This window comes from Stomatobaculum longum (assembly GCA_000242235.1).
Classification (GTDB): Bacteria; Bacillota; Clostridia; order Lachnospirales; family Lachnospiraceae; genus Moryella; species Moryella longum.
Window position 1 is genome coordinate 474785 of the sequence record JH590862.1, and the last position, 14167, is coordinate 488951.

Sequence of the window (14167 nt, forward strand, 5' to 3'; positions counted from 1 at the left end):
TCTCTCAACATGTACCGTCCAAGCATCCCCTTTGACATTGCTTATTACTCAGAGCCCCCGCGTGCTGTTCCGATACAGAACCACAAACCGGCGGGTGCCGAATATGATAATCTTTCCGTGTTTACAGCGTATGGTGCGGATGTCGTCATAATTCGATAGCAGTTCCTTCGCGCTTGCTTCCGAAATTTCCTTTTTCAGAAATCTTTCCCAATAGAGCTTCATTTCCGGTGCATTCGGATCCCTTTTTCTTTCTTCATCAACGAACCATATGCATCGATACAGAGCCGCCTCTGCTATCATTGTAATCCCAAGAAGTATCATTCCCAGACAAACACCCATCGGTGCACGCCAAACCATAGCCGACATACTGTGAAATAAAACCAGAACAATCAATGCCAAGACCAGTAAAAAAGACAGCGCAAGGACCGGAATCCCCAAATGGATAAACCCGAGGAAACACATCCTCTTGACCTCTCCCCAGCAAATATCCTCTTGATTTTCTCGTCTCTCTTCCGCTTGCCTTAATTTCTTTGCAGCTTGAATCCAGCCACGAATCTGCGCAAGCTGTTCGTCCGTCAATTCTGCCTTCGGTATAGCCAGGTAGACTTGCACGGAACTCATAAGCGCTACTGTTTCTTTCCCGACAAGCAACTTAACGCCCCGCCAGCTTCGCTTTCCGGTATCGGATAGAATTCCCTTCTCGTATAGAATCAGCCGTATCCCCTCTATTTGAAGTATTCGCTTCAGCATCTCATCGCTGTTTTTGAGTCTCCGCTGAATGGCTCGAAGAAGCAAGCCGATGAAACCGAAGCCCATCAAAACACAAAACATTTGTGCTCGGTCTGTATCTGCCAAAGACCCCAAAAAACCCACAATTCCGAGTCCCGCAATCAGGCAGCTACTCCAATGCTTTGCCAGAGACAAGCGTGTTTTTCCTGCCGCCCATCGTATACAACGCAGCGCTTCCTCGACGTTTTCGTACTCTACCGTAATGATGCTTTGCATCCTATGCTTTCCTCCCCCCAGCTTTTCGCATCTCAGCAATTGACTGTATTGACAAATTTCTGAATTTCACCTGCCTCCGCTTCGTCAAGCTGCGTCTTATAAAACCAATACTGCAATTCCCGCTGTTCAAAAGGTCTCGGAACTTTTCTCTTCAGTTTTAGCACATATCCGTTTCTGCCTCGAATCCATCGAGCGGATTCCCAGTCATCCGCATCCAAACAGAGTGCCGTCCTTCCTTCATAGAGCATTTCCAAATCCGCTATCGTTTCCTCTGTATAGCTACACTCCCGCATATCCCGAACATCCCAAATCACAGTCCGTATGATTGTCATCGCATATTCAAAAATCAATCCGATGCTAGCCCCATGCAGCAGAAAGGCAAACAGATGATGCGCATGGGTTTTCGCTATCGCCATATAATACCCGGAAATCAGAACAGAAAACGGCAGAATCAAAAACAGCCCCCAGGCAAAGTTTTTTGAAGCAGACACCAAAAGCGAAATGTACGAATCTCCCGCCAATTCAGCTGCTGATTTCCGCTAAGCGGTCTGTTGGGAATCTCAATTTGATTCACTTGCTCTTCCATTGCTACTTCCCCTCCGAAACCCATTGTATGAGCTGCTGCAACTGTTCATCTGGCATATCCCTCACGGAAAAAACAAAATAGCTACTCGTTTCCGATACAATCGTCGCATAATCCTTCCGCACCAGCAAGCGTTTATTTTTCCAAGTCCGCATGCCTTCTCGCATTAGAAACCCCTCCTTTGAAAGGAGAAACTTTTCGTCATCGGCCTGCAATAGCTTCGTCACTTGTTCCACTCGAAGCAACCACTGAACGAAAAAAATAAGTCCGCTGAATTCCAAAAGAAAATTCCAATATTCGCTTTTCAGAATATTGGTGTTTCGCATAACAATCACAGAAAGCAATGCGATTCCCGTTATTTTATCAAGACGCTGAAATAACGGCATTTTTCTCACCGCCCAGAAATATTCCATCAGGCGCCCCTTTTCCAGCTTTGGAACAACTATTTTATCGTTCATATCAGCCCTCAATAAAAAACAGAAGCAAGAACAGCTTTACTGTCCTTGCTTCTGTTATCAAGCTGCTTGCTCCAAATATTTCTTCACCTGCGGAAGCTCATTTATCACCCTCTCATGAGTCTCCACAACCTTTTCCATCATCATTTCTGTCACCGCCTCTGAAGCCTCAGCATTCTGTACGACTACTACCAGTAAAACGACTGCTAGAACACCTGCGCTCGCTATCAACACGGCCGGGTTCCCTTCGTATCGCACTGTTCCCTGTAAAGTCCTGATATTATAGATAGTAGCCTCATAGGCCTCCATGGAAACTGCCGGCGGTAAATTTGTTGTGTCGGGGTGTACCCATAATGTCAATCCGACTGAGAAATTGAAATCCATATTCTCTGCAATACGGAAAGCCTTTTCAAAAACAAGAGATACCTTTAACCAAGCTCCCTCCGCTGATATTTCAATTCTTCCGGGTACTCCCTCAAGCTCCAATGATAAACTCGACAACTTCGATCTCGTTCCAGCATCCAGTCCACCAAAGCTCAAAGAAATCGGTCCTAGCCGACTAGTCATTTCCACACCATCTGACGAGATATCTAAACTCGCATTTTCATCACAGGAAAGATACCACGAAGCCCCTCTGCTGACTTTAACGCTAAGCTTACTATCCACATTTTGATAAAGGAAGACATCCTTGTCAAGCCCCCAACTCTCCAGTTTTTGAACCAATTCCGGCGAAACCACAACCCCTTTTACAAATTCAAGGGCCAGCTGATCCGCCTTTTCCTGCGCTTCCAGTTCTGTGATTAAACTTCCATATACTGGTTTTCCTCCGTTGTCACCATATCCATCAATCGTATCCTCTTTCAGAGAATGCCAGGACTTTCTCACGCTATTTTCGATCCCATTGCCATCGATAACGAAAATACCGCGTGCATCCCCCTCTACCACAATCCCGGTATGTGCTACTCGCCCCTTCCTGTAATTATAGAAGAAGATAACATCTCCCACTTTCGGGATATAACCGCTGTCCCTTTTATAGTAGCGCTTCATCTTGCGATAGTAGTTTACGCCGTCCGGGCAGTAGGCAAAGCGCGGTACAAACACCGGCAGCATGTTCGCCCGATAAGCGCAGTAGCTCACGAACATCGCACACCAAGACTCTCCGTTTAAACCGTACCACTCCCCATAGGGCGTAATATTGTTCTCATAGTCCTCGGCAAACCCAAGCTGAAGCTCAATCTCAGCTGCCTGTACAAAGCGCATTGTATCGCTGAAAAGCGCCAATTTGCTTCTTACCTCGAACAGTTTTTTCCAACTTTGTGCACCAAAAATTCCATCCGATGTAAGCCCATGTTTCTGCTGGAAATTTTCAACTGCACGCTTCATCTCCGATCCAAAAACACCGTCCACAGTCACTGCGTAATTTTGCTCTGCGAGCAGCTGCTGAAGATAACGCGTCAGCGAACCGCTGCTTCCCTCGCGAAGCACTGCGCTTAAAGTTCCCCCTGCATTCGCATCGCCAAATAACAGGGTTTTTGTTCCTTTTCCGATCATACCGTCGGCACTGAGTGCATGCTTGCGCTGAAAATCCAGCACCGCCTGATAACAAGCTGTGTCTGCCACTCCGTCTGCGCGACAGCTGTATCCCTTGTTGCGCAGCGCCTCCTGCAGCGGCTTGATCTCCGCACTCAATCTTCCCCAGAGTGCGGTATCCACCACGCCGCTCTCCGCAAGCTGACTTCTCTTCTGATACTTCTTGACTGCTGCCTCGGTGCCGCCTCCAAAGATTCCATCTGTGCCATTCGGATCGATACAGAGCATTCGAAGCGCATACTGCAGGTTCTGTACACGTTCGCCCCGCGATTTCCGCTTAAGCGGCAGCGAATCCAGCGCATCCCCCTGAACAGCTCCGAACAGCAACTCTTCCGTAGCGGGTCCCACCTGACCATCCGCCGTAAGCCAATTCTGCTTCTGATACGCACGAATCTGTTCAATCAGATTGGCATCCGCGTAACCTTCCTCTGCGGCAGTCGGATATCCCTTTTCACGAAGTGCGCGCTGAATCCGCCGAATTTTTTCTTTGCTGTGCTCAAACAGTGTACTGTCAACAACTCCATTGTCCGGGAAACCATAGCGCTTCCGGTACTTTCGAACCGCTTCTGCCGTTGCACTGCCATAGACACCGTCCATTCCGCCGGGATTGCAGCAAAGCGCAAAAAGAGCGTACTGTAGATTCCACACATAATCGCCCTTGCTGCCTAAGTCGAGCGGAAATACTCCGCTTTCTCCGTAACGAAATAACCTGGCGCGCGTTGCTGCCCCCGCCATACCGTCCGGCTGCAGTCCTCTTGCCCGCTGAAAAGCACAGAGAGCTTCATAAAGTTTCACGCTCGGCGCACCGCTCACATAGCCCTTATAAAAACCTTGCTCCTTTAACGCAGTGCCAAGCGAAAAGAGCTCTTCTACCAGGCAACGCCAAGTCTCATCTCCCACAATACCATCCGCTTCAATTCCCTGCTGTTTCTGGAACTTCTGAACGGCTGCCTCCGTGCCACCTCCGTACTTTCCGTCCGGTGTGCCACTGTAACAGCAAAGCATCTTTAAACCTCGCTGCAACGCCTTGACCTGCTCACCACTGCTTCCTGCCTTCAATAACATTCTCTTGTCCTCCTTCATCTTTCTGAATTTGCAAATTCATAAGAGAAGAAACCCGGACAAGCGAAAAAAGCAACTCCGTTTCTTATTTTCTACTCGCTGTGTTCTTCTTCTCCTTTTCTTCTCGCAGTGCATGCAGTTCCTCCGCAAATTGTTTTAACAGCTCTTGGCATGCAGCCTCCCGCGCAGCTTCCTGTTTGTCCTGTTCCTCATTTTTTCTGAGCACATAGCAAAGCAGAGCAACAAACAAGACTGCCCAAATACCTTGTTCCCGCAATAATCCATACAGTATTTCTTCCAACGCATTTTCCTCCTGATTTATCTGATTTCCTTCTTCCCGAATTAGCACAGATACTGCTCGGCCTGTACACGAAACTCGCGCTTTAAGCGGTTCACATACTGCCTACTGACTGCGTATTTCTGTGCAACCGCTGTCTCCGTCTCTCCGGAAAGATATAGTTCCTCCAGAATATTCCGCTTCTTTTCCGTGAATCCCTGTAATTCTCTTCGCAAGGCCGTCTCCAATAAAATTCGTTCTATCTCACCGTCATGACATATCCTCTCCGGAAGTTCTTCCTCCGCGTATTCCGCTTTCCCTTTTCTCACATAGCTGCGATAGAGTTTACAAAAATGATGACGCACAACTGTCTTGCAGTAAGCCAATGCCTGTGCTTCCGTTGCAAGCTCACGCACCTGTCGCAAAGCAAGAAACAGTGCGAAACAATATTCTTGCATCGCATCGTCATATTCCATGAAATGGGTTTTGCTTGCTTCCGCAGCCAACAGCGGATACATCTTCTTATAAATTTCTTCCATTACCTTGCTATTACCCGTCCGAAGCATTCTTATCATCTCAATCAGCAACAAAATCTCTCCTTTCGACAACAAAAAAGCCGGCAGAGTATTCACTCTACCGGCTGCCTCTCAATACTGGTACAACACACCGTTCTCTTGCACGGACCTGATGCGGGCTTAGTTTTCATGCCGCATCGTCGTCATGCCTCTTCCTTTTTCTATTTTGTTTTCCACCGCCAAAAGCTGCAACTCACAACGTCTCCGACTCTTCACCGTTCGAACAATGATAAGACCGCAGGACTGACACTTTAGTCTCGCACTGCCATCCGCTCGAAGATTTCCGTGCAGGTAACGCCCGCAATTTGGGCAATGAAGCTTCACCTCCTGCCAGAGTTGTTTTGATTCTTCCATAAAACCTCCCCCTTCCGCGCGCAGAACATTTGTTCTTTTGGGAGTATCGCATAAACTCACGCAAATGGCAAGTCCTTTTTCGAACATTTGTTCTCAGCTCTGTCTGCTTATCACATAAACAAGGCATAAACAATGGCAACAAAATTACGAAATCCGCCCGTTGTCCATGTGATAGCGGCAATCCGCAACAGACAGGGTGGACTGCCGATGCGAGACCAGCACTATGGTTTTGCCTTCTTTTTCCGCTGAGAGCGATTTTAAGATAATGCCCTCGTTCAGCACGTCCAGATTGCTGGTCGGCTCATCCAATAGGATAAAATCGGCCTCGTGGAGAAAGGCTCTTGCGAGGCCTATTCTCTGCTTTTCTCCGCCCGAGAGCCTGTCGCCGAGCTCACCGAGTTCGGTCTCATAGCCCTTCGGGAGGCTCATGATGAAGTCATGGATGCTCGCCTTTGCCGCCGCGGCCTCAATCTCCGCCTGTGTCGCATCGAGCTTTGCGACCGCTATGTTCTTTGCAATTGTATCGCGGAAGAGCACGGTGTCCTGGGTCACATAGCTTGTCATTTCTCGGAGCGCCGCGGTTTGAATGTCCCGCACATCCTGCCCCGAGATTCGCACCGCGCCCTTCCGCACATCCCAAAAACGCATCAGGAGCTTTAAGAGTGTCGATTTTCCGGAGCCGCTCGCGCCGTGAATGCCGAGCACCTTCCCTCTTTCGATTTGCAGAGAGAACTCGCTCAAAATCTTCTCCTCCAGGTAGGAAAAGCTAACGCAATCAAACTCTGCGCCCTCGAAGCGCGGCCTTTCCCCGTCGCTTCGCTCCGCAACCTCGGGCGTCTCTTCAAGCAGCGAGAGCACGCGCTCTCCGCAGGCCAGGGTCTGGTTTAAGTGATTTGAGAGCGAGGAGAGCGCAACGACGGGACCGAAGGAGCCCATCATCGCGAGGGTCGCAAGCAGCATACCCGAGAACGTGGCCTCACCCCGCCGATAGAGGAAGAGCATCAAAAAGAGCATCCCGAAGGAATAGAGCTGAATGACCAGATTGGTGAGCGCGCGCTGCGACCCCTCAAAGCCGCTCAGCTTTTTCTGAAAGCCCGAAAGCCGTTCGGATCTTTGCTCCATTTCCGTGAGCTTCGTTTCTCCCCGATTGAACTGCAGGAGCTCGTCCACGCCGTAGAGGCTCTCCAACACAAAGTGATTGAGTTCTCCCATCTCGCTTCGAAGGGCCATACCGGCTTCGGCGCTCCGCCTGCCGTTCCGAATCGGAAGGCCTATGCCGACCGTCACGTACGCGAGGACGGCAAGAACGCCGGCGAGCCTGTGCTGCGCCCCGATAAAGCCCACCATGATAAGCGAGGTCAGAACGGCAATCGCAATCGGGGATATGGTGTGGGCAAAGAACACTTCCAGAAGTTCGATATCGCTCGTGATGACGGCAATCAGGTTGCCCTTATCCCTGCCCTCAAGCTTTGCCGGGCAGAGTTTTCTAAGAACCGCGAAGACCTTATGGCGGATGATGGCCAGAATGCGGAAGGCAATGTAGTGGTTACAATACTGCTCGCCGTAGTGCAGGACGCCGCGCAAAATCGCAAACACCAGGATTGCGGTAAAGAGTTGCTTAGAAGAGCCGCCGAACAACGCCGTGAACTGCCCCGGAACTTCGCTGCCCGCGACCGCTGCGAGCCCCTGAATCACGCCGTAGCCGCCGAGTATCGTGATAAAAATGGCGCAGAGAAAACCGAGCACGCCGAGCAGAATTCCTGTTAACATAACGAGAGTGAGGGGCTTCACGAGCCCGGTCAGGCTGCCCATGATTGCGAGATCCGATCTCCGTTTATGCATGACTGTCACGCCTCCCTCCCGCAAAGCGCTCAAGCTGACTCTGTTCCTCAAAGAGACGCCGATACGCCCCCGCTTGCCGCATTAATTCCGCGTGGCTGCCCGCCTCCGCAATCTTACCGTCCTTTAGCATATAGATGTTGTCGCTGCCTACTACATTCGCAAGCCGGTGAGAGATGAGCAGCACGGTTCTGCTCTTTGTGAGCTCGTGTATGACTTTCATGATCATCTCCTCGCTCTCGGCATCGATGTTCGAAGTGGCCTCGTCAAAGATGTAGACGGGCGTATCGTGAAGCAGGGCCCTCGCGAGCGCAAGGCGCTGCTTTTGTCCGCCCGAGAGGTTGCTGCCGTTCGATGCAAGCTGCATCTCGAGACCGCCCTGCGCTTCGATAAAGGAGAGGAGATTCACCTTCCGGAGCGCCTCTTTCATCTCAAGTTCGGTCGCCTCCGGCTTTGCGAGCAGGAGGTTCTCCCGCACACTCGCGCGGAAAAACCGGCTGTCGTGCCCTACCATGGTCAGGTGATTCATGAGACTCTCGGTAGAAACGCGGCTCAGCTCTTCGCCGTTTAAGCGCAGCGAGCCGCCGTAACCTCTGTTCCGCCCCATGAGTATGCCGGCAATCGTGGATTTTCCCGAGCCGGAAACGCCGACCAGGGACACAAAGGACTGCGCGGGAAGCTCAAGCGTGATGCCCTTTAAGATTGGGCGGCTCTCCTCATAGGAAAAGCTGAGCGCTTCCATGCGGATGTCTATATTTCCCGTGCCGAGTTCTGCCTTTCCCACCTCGGGTTCCGGTAGATCCAAAAAAGCAAAAATGCGGTCGCTCGCCTTCATGCCGTTCATGCCGATGTGGAAGAAGCTGCCTAGGATGCGCATCGGCAGAAAGAATTCCGCCGCGAGCAGGATGAACATGAGCACCCCCGCAAGGGAGAGTTCACCGCTCGCAAAACGGGCCAAGGCCGACACAATGCCGACCGCCGCACCGCCGTAGGCGATGATGTCCATGACCGAGGTACTGTTTAACTGCATGGTCAGAACCTTCATTGTAATTTTTCGGAAGCGCTCGGACTCCCGGTCCATATCATCGGCCGCCGCCCGATCGGCCTGATAAATTTTTAACGTTGTCATGCCCTGCAGCTTTTCGAGAAAGCTGTCCCCGAGCCCGTAGTAGATGTCAAAATAGCGGCTCAGAAGGCGCTTTGCGACCAGCATGACAAGCATGATGACCAGCGGAATCAGCGGAACCGCGAGGAGCAGCAGGGTCGCTGTTCTAAGATCGATCGGGGACAGCACAAAGAACAGGGTGAGCGGCGCAAGCAGGGCGTAAAAGAACTGACTTAAATACCGTCCGAAATAGGTCTCGAGCTGCTCAACGCCTTCCCCCGACATCTGTACCAACTCGGCGCTGCCGATTTGTTCTCGGTAAGAGGGGCCGAGCCGCAGTATCTTTTGATAAATGCGGCCGCGGAGAATGCGCTTCACATCCGCGCTCGCGCGAAAGCTCGCCGCGGTATATAGGCGGTCACAGACAAAACGGAGTAAAAGCCCGGGTATGATAATTCCGAGCGCAACGAGAATGCGCTCCGTGCGGATTCCTTGCTTCCCGGCGTCCTCGATGAGCCCCGCGATGTTCCAAACAATCACAATCTGTACCAGGAGCGACAGCCACTGCCAGAGTATCTGGTAAACAACGTACTGACCGGCCCCCTTTAGGAGCCGTATGAGCCGCATTTTGATCATCCTTTTCCCCTCCCCTTTTTGCCTGTGTTTTTGTTTTGCATGCCCGTGAGTGCGTGCCGCACCGAGAGGAGCGGGTGGCGTATGAGCCGTTTCTCATCCTGCCGCTTCTTTTCAGGCGCTTCTCTCCTCATGTTCTGCTCCTCTCAAGCATGCAAACTCCGATTGCCGCTCCGAAGAAATCGGTTTTATAAAACTAAGTTCAGTATAGTTTAGACGATGTTATCATTTCAAGCGCTTCTACCCTGAACGCGCGCCTTCCGAGACTCCTGTACGCCCTGTCGGTGCAGCCTTACTCTGTGTGAGACTGTAGTGCTGACAAAGCCCGCGCGCTAAGCTATAATAAATTCGCACAATTCAGATAAATATTGTTTTTTCGGAGGGCAAGGCCATGTACCAAGATGAATTTTTGGCAATGACCAATGCGGCAGCTGCGAAAGTCGGCTTACTGAAGAAAAACCCCCTGGGGTATTTTCTCATGTCCATGCTGGCAGGCGCTTATATCGGCTTCGGCATTCTTTTGATTTTCACGGAGAGCGGCCTTTTGGCCGGTAACCCGGCGGCCAAGATTGTGATGGGCGCTTCCTTCTGTGTCGCTCTAAGCCTCGTAATCATTGCAGGCGCGGAACTCTTTACCGGCAACACCATGGTCATGACGGCCGGTGTCCTTGAAGGCAAGATAAGCGCAGCCGAGCTCCTGAAGCTCTGGTGTGTCTGCTGGCTCGGCAATGTCGCGGGTTCCGTACTGCTTGCCCTGCTCTTCTACGCGAGCGGCCTTACAGACCGGTGCGGTTGCGGAAGCCGTTGCAAAGGGCGCCTTTGCCAAGATGTCGGCCGGTTTTGTCCCGCTTGTCTCGCGCGGCATCCTCTGCAACATTCTGGTATGTCTTGCGGTCTGGTGCGGCTTTCGCGTCAAAAACGAGAGCGCCAAGATTCTCATGTGCTTCTGGTGTCTCTTCGCCTTCATCACAACCGGCTTTGAGCACAGCATTGCCAACATGACCCTGCTCACCTCGGCGCTTTTAGTCCCCGCGGGGCAGGCTGTGAGCCTCGGCGGCTGGATTTTTAACCTCGCGGCGGTCACCCTCGGCAACATCATCGGCGGTGCGGTCTTCGTGGCGCTGCCCTATTACATCGCTTCGAGAAAGCGCTGAACACAGTTCTCTGCCTGTTTACGCAAAAATCCCCGCAGCTGCCTGCCGGTCGCTGCGGGGATTTTATTGCCTGCGTTTTGTCATCTGCTTTTTGTTATCTGTTGTAAATGTAGAGCGCCATCTCGCCATTGGTCACAGCGCCGAGGTACAGCGTACCCTCTTCTACTTGGAGAATGGTTCCGGAGCCGTGGCTCCGGTTGCGTATATAGTACACGCCGTCCTTCGTATAGACCTCCCCGTTATCACGCACAGCAACATTGCCCTCCACGCGGAAAGTCAGAGATTCCGGCACGTCGTCCGCTCTATGTGTCTTGAGGCGGTACTGACTCTCATCATCCGTCTGCGAAATCTCACAGACATAATGCCAGGTTCCGGCGATGGTCTCATTCCCGGCATCATCGGGCAGACTGCCGTCGATGCCGACCCGATAGCCGTCCGGCGTGGTTGTATTGCGGAGCATCTCCCCGGACGAACTCAGGTAATACCATTTGCCGTCAATCTGCCGCCAGCCGGTCGCCATATACCCGTCCGCGTCAAAGTAGTACCAGCTCCCCTGCATTTGTTCCCATTGGCCCGCGGCGTAGTGCCCGTCCGCATACTGATACCACCAGCCTCTGCCATCCCGCTGCCATCCCGCAGCGAAGGTCGGAAGCGCCATTGCAGCGCTCAGCAGCATTGCAGCCAGTACCGTAGCCAATTTTCTCTTCATCCCGATTCTCCTCCTGTTCACAGTTCTCTTCTCGCTGTCACCAATACACAGAATGAATCTCTTGAATCGAAATCTTGTTGCCGTTTTTTATGATACTATAATTTCAATATTTTTACAATACGCTTATTTTTGTCTTTACTATCAACCCGTCTCTTTCAGATGCTTTGTTCTTTTTGATCTTGGTTTCAGCAGAAATTGCCCGTGTCCTTCCCGCTCTTTCGCGATAGGCATATCTCCGCAACTGCAAAAAGGAAACTAAGCGGAAAAAAGTCAGCGGCACTGTTTTCCTGCATTTCATAAAAAGCCCATTATAAGAAAGATAGATTGCATGCTTCATGACATTTTCCTCCAAACATACTGTTTCAAGAAGGATGTAAGCAGAGAGAAGCCTTGTATGACAAGGCTTTGAAGCGCTTTTTACCAACTCTGTTTGTCCACCCTTCGTCCTGTTTCAAAGAAGATAAGAACCCCGCAACGCTTGTTACTTGCATTGTGGGGTTCTTTGTTTTATAGGTTTTTCTGCCGATTCCGGCGCGTTTCTTTTTTTAACTTTGCCTTCAGCGTGCGCCACATCTCAAAGACCGCCGTGATCACGGAGATGCCGGCCGCAATCGCGAACGCATACTGGATTGTTCTGGAACTGTAGTAGCTTGCTGCCTCGCTGTCACCGTGCACAATCGCGCTCATCGTGTAGTAGAGGCTGCTTCCCGGCACCAGGGGGATGATGCCGGAAATAAAGAAAATGGTCACCGGCGCCCGCTGCCATCTCGCCAATAGCTCCGCATAGAGTGCGGTGAAAGCCGAGGCGAGAAAGCTTGCCGGAAACACCGCGCCGATGAGCTTCATGAGTAACAAATACACGCCCCACTCCAGCGCGCCGCCGAGCGCCGCGATAAAGAGATACTTCCGTTTCAACTGAAATAAAATCGCAAAGCTTCCCGCCCCCATGAAGGCCGACAGAAGCTGAATGACCACCGTGCGCATCGCCTCACTCATACGCTGCTCTCTCCTATTTTCATCATGTCATATTCAGGAGAGCATGTTGATCAGAGCCAGGCTTGCCATGAAACCGCAGGCCAGCGCGACTGTCCAGAGCAGACTCTCAAGAAGGCGCATCATGCCCGCCATGGTATCGCCCGACAGGACATCGCGCACCGCATTGGTCATCGCAATGCCCGGTACAAAGAGCATGACCTCTCCGATCATAATCGCATCCATGTGGAGGAAGGGTAGCGCCCGCACGGTTCCGCCGAGCAGGCACCCCGTCAGGAAAGATCCGACAAAGTTGTCGATGACCGGTGTCGGCGTGATTTTCCCGAGACGCTTTCGCATCGCCGAGACAATCAGCCCGAGTATACTCGCCGCAATCACATCGGATGTTGTTCCCGCGAAGAAGGCCGTAAAACTGCCGACGCCGACCACATTGCCCGCATAATAGAGAAAATCCGAGTGCGGCTCCGAGCGAATGGCGTCAAGCCGTTCCTTCAGATCTTCAATGGGCAGGGGCTGCCTGCAACAGCGGCGGCTCAGCGCATTCAGATCCTCGAGCAACGTGAAGTCGGTCGAACCGCCGTTCCGGATGCGACGGGTCTGGGTTCGCTCCGTGCCGTCAGGAAAAATCATCGTGATGACGATGCTCGTGGTGATCACAAATACATTCATATGGGATGCGCCGTACGCTTTCCCCATGCGGGTCAAAGTATCTTCGACGCGATTTACCTCAGCGCCGCTCGCCATCAGAAGTTCTCCGATGTCCAGGAGGCGGTGCAGAAGCGCGCTGTGGCGCGCGCTGTTGTCGTCTGTCCATTGGCCTCCGTTGACGAGAGGCGACGTTGTCAGTCCCATAAAATGTTCCCAGCCTTATTGATATTTAGTAGAGGCGAAGCTTTGCCGCAACGCGGTACTCTGCCGGAAGCTGCATCTCTGCGCTTGCCTCTCCGCCGATCTCCCAGCGGGCAGCAGCCGGATTGTAATTGGAATAGACCAGCCAGAAGTTCGCCATGGTCGCGCCGAGGCTCAGCTGTCTATCCTCTTCCGTGGTCTTCTCGTCGGCGCCGTCGAGCAGGTAGAGATCGCGTCCCGCCTGCAGGTAGCGATAGGCCTGACGGTTGTGGAAACTCGGCGCAAGGCTCGCCGCATAGAGCGCCTTGTCCAGCACCGGGTCAAACTGATCCTCGACAAAACTTGCCTCCTGTCCGAACTTCTCCTCAAAGAAGAGTGCCTGCTCGGAAATCTTCGGGGCAATGTGACCCGCACGCATGTCCACCTTTACATTCGCGGGGGTGTCGATGTCCAAGCGCTTCTCCGCCCGCTCCGCTCTCGCATAGCCGACCGCAAGCAGGGCCGCCGCTTTCTTGTCACTCTCAATGCCGAGCGCACGCTTGGTCGCCGCCTCATCGGTCAAGGTGAGCCAGCAGGCGGAAATGCCGAGCTCCGTGAGCTTCAACAGAAGTTGCTCGCTCACAAAGCCTGCGTTTTCAAGCCAGCCTTCCTTTTCCTCCGAGAGCACCATGAGGTAAAGCGGCGCATGGAAAGCATTGCCGCCGTAACCTGCGATGCCCTCAAGTCCCGTGCCGATGCCGGCTGCGCAGTGCAGCGCTAGGTCAAGCTCCGGTAAAATGCGGGCCGTCTCTCCGAAATAACGCTCTACTTCCTGCAATGCAGCCGCCGGAACTTCCTTCTGCTCAAACGAGCGCAGCGACTGTCTCTCTTCAATCAGTGCTTCATAATTCATAGTAAACCTCCGTTGCCTTTTACTTTCTCTCATTATACACAGATTTGCACCGCTTTGCAAAATGGCAAAACAAACTGTATTTCACTCTGTCT

The 14167-nt window shown here is 52.2% G+C and carries 15 protein-coding genes and 1 pseudogene; 1 reads left to right on the forward strand and 15 read right to left on the reverse strand.

Annotation, left to right across the window (positions count from 1 at the left end; translation table 11 throughout):
• Positions 1-48: 48 nt before the first annotated feature.
• The 10 genes from HMPREF9623_RS05130 to HMPREF9623_RS11995 all read right to left on the reverse strand — a co-directional run bounded on the left by HMPREF9623_RS05130 (position 49) and on the right by HMPREF9623_RS11995 (position 9612).
• On the reverse strand, positions 49-1005 hold the full coding sequence (locus HMPREF9623_RS05130; protein ID WP_009532836.1) for a hypothetical protein: 957 nt from the start codon (positions 1003-1005) through the stop codon (positions 49-51).
• 32 nt (positions 1006-1037) lie between these two features.
• Positions 1038-1526, reverse strand: a complete 489-nt coding sequence (locus tag HMPREF9623_RS05135) for a hypothetical protein (RefSeq protein ID WP_040799528.1) — start codon at positions 1524-1526, stop codon at positions 1038-1040.
• A 67-nt stretch (positions 1527-1593) separates the two neighbouring features.
• Positions 1594-2046, reverse strand: a complete 453-nt coding sequence (locus HMPREF9623_RS05140; protein ID WP_009532839.1) for a hypothetical protein — start codon at positions 2044-2046, stop codon at positions 1594-1596.
• A gap of 57 nt (positions 2047-2103) precedes the next feature.
• A complete protein-coding gene (locus HMPREF9623_RS05145) occupies positions 2104-4698 on the reverse strand; it encodes a peptidoglycan-binding protein (RefSeq protein WP_009532840.1) in 2595 nt (864 codons plus the stop codon).
• Positions 4699-4780: 82 nt separating this feature from the next.
• Entirely contained in the window at positions 4781-4996 is a 216-nt protein-coding gene (locus tag HMPREF9623_RS05150; protein WP_009532841.1) for a BhlA/UviB family holin-like peptide, read from the reverse strand.
• A gap of 41 nt (positions 4997-5037) precedes the next feature.
• On the reverse strand, positions 5038-5511 hold the full coding sequence (locus HMPREF9623_RS05155; RefSeq protein ID WP_154646118.1) for a sigma-70 RNA polymerase sigma factor region 4 domain-containing protein: 474 nt from the start codon (positions 5509-5511) through the stop codon (positions 5038-5040).
• A gap of 156 nt (positions 5512-5667) precedes the next feature.
• Positions 5668-5901, reverse strand: coding sequence for a hypothetical protein (locus tag HMPREF9623_RS11470; RefSeq protein ID WP_009532843.1), 234 nt, complete (start codon positions 5899-5901; stop codon positions 5668-5670).
• 144 nt (positions 5902-6045) lie between these two features.
• Positions 6046-7743 (reverse strand): amino acid ABC transporter ATP-binding/permease protein, encoded by a 1698-nt coding sequence (locus tag HMPREF9623_RS05160; protein ID WP_009532844.1) that lies wholly within the window; start codon positions 7741-7743, stop codon positions 6046-6048.
• Positions 7736-9481 carry an ABC transporter ATP-binding protein/permease gene (locus tag HMPREF9623_RS05165; RefSeq protein WP_009532845.1) on the reverse strand — a complete coding sequence of 582 codons (1746 nt, stop codon included), beginning with the start codon at positions 9479-9481 and terminating at the stop codon, positions 7736-7738. Before HMPREF9623_RS05165 ends, HMPREF9623_RS05160 begins: the two co-directional genes overlap by 8 nt.
• Positions 9478-9612, reverse strand: a complete 135-nt coding sequence (locus HMPREF9623_RS11995) for a hypothetical protein (protein ID WP_009532846.1) — start codon at positions 9610-9612, stop codon at positions 9478-9480. Before HMPREF9623_RS11995 ends, HMPREF9623_RS05165 begins: the two co-directional genes overlap by 4 nt.
• 281 nt (positions 9613-9893) lie before the next feature.
• On the opposite strand from HMPREF9623_RS11995, the pseudogene HMPREF9623_RS05170 reads away from it, so the two are divergent.
• Positions 9894-10632, forward strand: a pseudogene (locus HMPREF9623_RS05170) (formate/nitrite transporter family protein).
• 94 nt (positions 10633-10726) lie between these two features.
• On the opposite strand, the gene HMPREF9623_RS12000 reads toward HMPREF9623_RS05170, so the two are convergent.
• From HMPREF9623_RS12000 to HMPREF9623_RS05195, 5 genes are all read right to left on the reverse strand, one after another.
• Positions 10727-11341, reverse strand: a complete 615-nt coding sequence (locus HMPREF9623_RS12000) for a hypothetical protein (protein WP_009532849.1) — start codon at positions 11339-11341, stop codon at positions 10727-10729.
• 112 nt (positions 11342-11453) lie between these two features.
• Positions 11454-11678 (reverse strand): hypothetical protein, encoded by a 225-nt coding sequence (locus HMPREF9623_RS05180; RefSeq protein ID WP_040799534.1) that lies wholly within the window; start codon positions 11676-11678, stop codon positions 11454-11456.
• 170 nt (positions 11679-11848) lie between these two features.
• The gene (locus tag HMPREF9623_RS05185; protein ID WP_009532850.1) at positions 11849-12337 is read right to left on the reverse strand and encodes a threonine/serine exporter family protein; all 489 of its coding nucleotides are present in this window, start codon (positions 12335-12337) and stop codon (positions 11849-11851) included.
• Between the two features lie 33 nt (positions 12338-12370).
• Complete coding sequence (locus tag HMPREF9623_RS05190) at positions 12371-13186, reverse strand: threonine/serine exporter family protein (RefSeq protein WP_009532851.1); 816 nt, start codon at positions 13184-13186, stop codon at positions 12371-12373.
• A 25-nt stretch (positions 13187-13211) separates the two neighbouring features.
• Positions 13212-14075: a nitroreductase family protein gene (locus HMPREF9623_RS05195; protein WP_009532852.1), complete on the reverse strand. Its 864-nt coding sequence runs from the start codon at positions 14073-14075 to the stop codon at positions 13212-13214.
• Between the last annotated feature and the right edge of the window lie 92 nt (positions 14076-14167).